Origin of the sequence: Salegentibacter sp., assembly GCF_041642575.1 — a bacterium.
In the GTDB taxonomy this organism is placed as follows: Bacteria; Bacteroidota; Bacteroidia; order Flavobacteriales; family Flavobacteriaceae; genus Salegentibacter.
The window spans coordinates 1-5,031 of the sequence record NZ_JBEPWD010000119.1; the positions used below are offsets into that span (position 1 = coordinate 1).

A 5,031-nucleotide genomic window follows, 5' to 3' on the forward strand; every position below is an offset into this window, starting at 1 on the left:
CCTCCCGGGCCACTACCTAAAACAATAATATCATATTTACTCATAGTCGGAAATTTTTATTGCAGTTATAGAAGTTGCGAATTTAAGGAATAATAGCTTAAACTGAAAGTTTTAAAAGGGCTCTGTTATACCAGAAATCGCAAAAAATAAAGGCTTACCACAGCTGGTAAGCCTTTTGATTTTGAAGCAATCAGAATTTCTACATCTGAATGTTCTGAATGTCCTGCTCCTTAAGGTCCAGTGTTTTTAATACCGCGTTAAAATCAGCGACATCAATGCCGGTGGTTTCAGCAAAATCTGAAGGTACGATCACAAACCTAAAAACCTGGTCCTGGGTAAAACCTGCATCGAGGTTAGTCAGGTCAAAATTTCCATCAATGATCAATTCTACATCTACATCGGTATGGTTATATACATACTGGATAGTACCCTCATCCAGGAAAAAGTTCTGAGGGATAAGACTCCAGGTTTCGTAAACATCTCCATTATCTTCGATTACTTCAAGTCTGTAAACCAGAATTGCATCTGAAGTAAGGACTTCAACATCTTCCGGCAAGCCGATTATCGTGGAATGGTAATTCACATCTTCAAAATAATCAAAGTCTACATCTTCATACTCTAGAGTTTGTCCAACTACGTTAACTCCTGGTTCGCCTTCAGGGCCTGGAGGTCCCGGAGGGCCCTGGTCGCCTTCACAGGCGGTAAATAAAAAAGCGGTTACAAATAGGGCTGATAATAATTTTTTCATTTTGATAAGTTTTAATTAAACAATTGCCCCTGGTGGGCTTCATAGGTGTTGGTTGTTATTTTTTGAAATCAAGACTTGCGGAATTAACGCAATACCGCTGGCCGGTTTCTGTAGGACCATCATCAAAAATGTGGCCAAGGTGACTTCCACAGTTGGCACAAAGGATCTCTGTACGCATCATTCCGAAGCTTTTATCCTGTACATATTCCACCTTTCCTTCTATGGCACGATCAAAACTTGGCCAGCCACATCCACTTTCAAATTTCGCATCGCTTTCAAAAAGCTTAGTATGGCAGGCGGCGCAGTAGTAGGAGCCATCCTCAAAATGCATATTGTATTTCCCGGTATGAGGAGCCTCGGTTCCTTTTTCCCGAAGTACCCGGTACTGTTCTTCCCCGAGTTCTTTTTTCCATTCCTCTTCCGGTTTTTCTATAGCGTATTTTTTCATATAAATATTTTTTGTCATTTCCACGAAGGTGGAAATCTCAATGATTCTATCATTTCCGTCCAGCAAAAGCGGGATAAACTCCGGCGGAAATCTATTCTCCCTCCGGAATAAACTCCATAGCCAAGCCGTTTATACAATGTCTTTTCCCTGTAGTTTTCCTTGGGCCATCTTCAAAAACGTGACCGAGATGACCGCCGCAACGGGCGCAATGCACTTCGTTGTCTTCATATCCAAAGGAAGTATTTCTTCCGTAGGAGACGGCATCATCGATGGGCCTGTCAAAACTGGGCCACCCTGTGCCGCTATCAAATTTATATTTTGTTTTATATAAGGGGTTGCCGCAGGCAGCGCAAACAAAGGTGCCGGGTTCGTCAATATCGTTTAGCGGACTCGTAAAGGCACGTTCTGTATCACCTTTTCGGAGGATGCGATATTCCCCTTCTGAGAGTTCTGCTTTCCACTGTTCATCAGTTTTGGTTACTTCATATTCCTGTGAAGCTGTTTCCTTTTTTTGTGCATTGCCATTGCAGCTGAATAGCATCAGCGGAATAATAAAAACCAGTAATTTTTTCATAGGTTTTTATTTTAAAGGTACAAAGATTAGTCTGTGAGGAACGTTGTGATTTTGTTAATTACCTGCTTGTCACCCAGAATCCGGCGGTGTCCCTGGCCTTCTGTGATCATTAATTCGCTGTTTTCCAAGGCACGGTCTATTTCGTAGGCAGAACTTACGTGAACGTCTACATCCTGTTTATCGTGAATAACAAGGGTTGGTATTTTTACCGCTTCAGCAGAAACCGCTCCGGAATAATTATCCATGTCTTCCCCGAATTTCTCATCGAAATAGGCTTTCATTCTATCGGCGATAGCCTTATTCATTCCGAGATTTTCATTGAATTCGCGCGTGATATGGGTAACCGAATTGGCTGTGCCTATAATAATGAGTTTGTTGATCTTCATTCCCTCTTTTACTGCCCGAAGGGAAGCCATCCCTCCTAGAGAATGCCCTATAGCAGCATCAAAGGGGCCAAATTCCTTATCGAGAAATTGGATGCTTTCAATAAACTCGGTCATAATGCTGGATTTTCCCGGGGCCTTTCCGTGGCCGGGGGCATCAAAACTTATGGTGCTGTAACCGGCGTGAACCAATGCTTCAGCAATATAGGAAAGTTGGGTGCCACGGCCGCTCCATCCATGTACCAGTAAGATTTTATGAGGGGAGTCTCCATAACGGTAGACCACTATTTCCTTTCCGAAAGCCGGAACTTTCATTTTCGTTTGTACCGATTTCTGATCCATTTTTTTTTCACGCTCCGGGAGTTTATACTTAAAGGGAGTTAGAAATAATCTGGCCGCAAACCTACTTGCCAGAAATGGGGAGATTTTCCTCAGTATCTTAGCTGTATAACGGATATAATCAGGAATAAGAAGCTGTTGCACCGACAGCTGATCTTTTTTTTCTTTGGTCATTGTTATAGGAAATGAAAGTCTGCAAGTTAAGGAATTTTAGTTTCATTATCCCTTATAAACAGTGAGATGTAGAGAAGTGGTATTGTTTTTGAATTAAGTTATTTTGTTAAATGATGCTTAAAGCAATGACCAGGCTTTTCCGGCTTTTGTAATTTTAGCTAAATAAAACCAAACATTATGATACTTAAACGAACATTAATATGGGTAAGTGCAGCATTATTATTTGTGAGCTGCCAAACCAATCCCTTTACAGGAGAGAAAAATTTGAATTTTGTATCAAATGACCAGCTCTTTCCGGCCTCTTTTGCACAGTATGATCAATTTTTATCCGAAAATGATGTTGTTACCGGTACTGCAGAGGCTAACATGATAAAAAGAGTAGGAAGTAAGGTTGAAACCGCCGCTGAGAGATATTTAAACGCGAATGGCTATGAGGGGTTTTTGGATGATTTTCGCTGGGAGTATAACCTTGTGAAAGATGATGCAGTAAACGCTTTTGCAATGCCAGGTGGAAAGATTGTTTTCTACACCGGAATCTTACCTATTGCTGAAAATGAAACCGGAGTGGCTGTTGTTATGGCGCATGAGATTGCCCACGCCCTTGCCGATCACGGAGCTCAGCGTATGAGTGCGGCACAGTTGCAACAACTGGGAGCAGTAGCAGGAGGTATTGCTGTAAGTGGTAGGAGCCAGGAGACTCAGCAAATTTTCGCACAAGCCTATGGTTTGGGTACTACAGTAGGAGTCATGCTGCCTTTTAGCAGAAAGCATGAGACCGAAGCCGACAGGATTGGCCTTACTCTGATGGCAATAGCGGGCTACGATCCTGATGAAGCATCAAAGCTATGGGAAAGAATGGCTGCACAAAGTGACGGACAGGCGCCGCCTGAGTTCTTAAGTACTCACCCTGCCAACCAGACAAGGATAAACAATCTAGAAAAATGGGCTCCTGAAGCCAGAGCAGAAGCTAAGAAATATGGAGTTAATTCTTTTCAATAGAAAATAATAGCCGATAATTATTAAAAAAGCTGCCGCATCCCGGCAGCTTTTTCTATTTTTAGCCTGAGGAAACCAGCATGCTGCTGGACCCAAAAACGCCAATATATAGGAGCATGATTAAAAGCCTGTGCCTAATTCCCAAATTAGGTTAAAATTTTATTCAAATGAAAAAACTACCCAAAGGGCACAAGAAATTGCTTCATGCCTGGGCTTTTTATGATTGGGCAAATTCGGTGTATAGCCTGGTGATTTCTTCGGCGATATTTCCAATATTCTATGGAGCACTTACCATCGTAAGAGATGCTGATGGAAATAAAATAGATGACACAGTTCGCTTTCTGGGCTTTGATTTCAACAACGACAGTCTAATTAGTTATGTTACAGCTCTGGCTTTTCTGGTTGTTTCTTTTTTGAGTCCTTTCTTATCGGGAATCGCGGATTATATCGGGAACAAGAAGAACTTTATGAAGTTCTTCAATTACCTGGGTGCACTCTCTTGCATAGGTTTATTTTGGTTTGACCTTGATTATCTCTGGTTTGGCTTATTGTGTTATTTTCTAGCACTTATTGGTTTCTGGGGTAGCCTGGTTTTCTATAATTCGTATTTACCTGATATCGCATTTAAGGATCAACAGGATAAAGTAAGTGCAAAGGGTTTTTCATTGGGATACATCGGAAGTGTTATTCTACTTATTATCTGCCTGATCCTGATCCTGAACCATTCATGGTTTGGATTCGAAGATGAAGGTTTTCCTACCCGTCTCTCTTTTATCCTAACCGGAATTTGGTGGATTGGTTTTAGCCAGTACACCTACCATTATTTACCTAAAGGAAATAAACGTTCAGGCATGCCCAGAAATGTCCTTTTCAACGGATTTCGGGAATTGAAAAGTATCTGGGAGGCTATGCAACATAACCTGATGCTGAAGCGATATCTGGGAGCCTTTTTTGTTTATAGCATGGCGGTACAGACAATTATGCTTATCGCTACTTATTTTGGAATTGAAGAACTGGACTGGGGTGATCAGGATCCAACCAGTGGGCTTATTATAAGTATTCTATTAATACAGTTGGTAGCTGTTGCCGGGGCCACCTTAACCGCTCGGGTCGCTCTTAGAATAGGAAACATAAAAACCCTTATTATTATTAATTTAATATGGATTAGCATTTGTGGCTATGCTTACTTTATTGTTAGTCCCCAACAATTCTATGTAGCCGCAGCGGCTGTTGGATTAGTTATGGGTGGGATACAGTCTTTATCAAGATCTACTTACTCTAAGTTTCTTCCCGATGAAACAAAGGATACTGCAAGTTATTTTAGTTTTTATGATGTAGCTGAGAAAATAGGAATAGTGATAGGGATGTT

General features: G+C 41.4%; 6 protein-coding genes. 2 read left to right on the top strand and 4 right to left on the bottom strand.

Features of this window, described 5'->3' with window-relative positions; genetic code table 11:
• Positions 1-199: 199 nt before the first annotated feature.
• From ACESK1_RS11885 to ACESK1_RS11900, 4 genes are all read right to left on the bottom strand, one after another.
• Positions 200-748, bottom strand: a complete 549-nt coding sequence (locus ACESK1_RS11885) for a collagen-like protein (protein WP_372920396.1) — start codon at positions 746-748, stop codon at positions 200-202.
• 55 nt (positions 749-803) lie between these two features.
• Positions 804-1,196: a peptide-methionine (R)-S-oxide reductase MsrB gene (gene msrB, locus ACESK1_RS11890; RefSeq protein ID WP_372920397.1), complete on the bottom strand. Its 393-nt coding sequence runs from the start codon at positions 1,194-1,196 to the stop codon at positions 804-806.
• Positions 1,197-1,287: 91 nt separating this feature from the next.
• Positions 1,288-1,770: a peptide-methionine (R)-S-oxide reductase MsrB gene (gene msrB / locus ACESK1_RS11895; RefSeq protein WP_372920398.1), complete on the bottom strand. Its 483-nt coding sequence runs from the start codon at positions 1,768-1,770 to the stop codon at positions 1,288-1,290.
• Positions 1,771-1,796: 26 nt separating this feature from the next.
• Complete coding sequence (locus ACESK1_RS11900) at positions 1,797-2,666, bottom strand: alpha/beta fold hydrolase (protein ID WP_372920399.1); 870 nt, start codon at positions 2,664-2,666, stop codon at positions 1,797-1,799.
• A gap of 177 nt (positions 2,667-2,843) precedes the next feature.
• Between ACESK1_RS11900 and ACESK1_RS11905 the strand changes: the two genes are divergently transcribed.
• Together ACESK1_RS11905 and ACESK1_RS11910 are read left to right on the top strand one after the other, a co-directional pair.
• The gene (locus tag ACESK1_RS11905) at positions 2,844-3,665 is read left to right on the top strand and encodes a M48 family metallopeptidase (protein ID WP_372920400.1); all 822 of its coding nucleotides are present in this window, start codon (positions 2,844-2,846) and stop codon (positions 3,663-3,665) included.
• Positions 3,666-3,829: 164 nt separating this feature from the next.
• A partial coding sequence (locus ACESK1_RS11910) for an MFS transporter (protein ID WP_372920401.1) occupies positions 3,830-5,031 on the top strand: 1,202 nt, incomplete at its 3' end.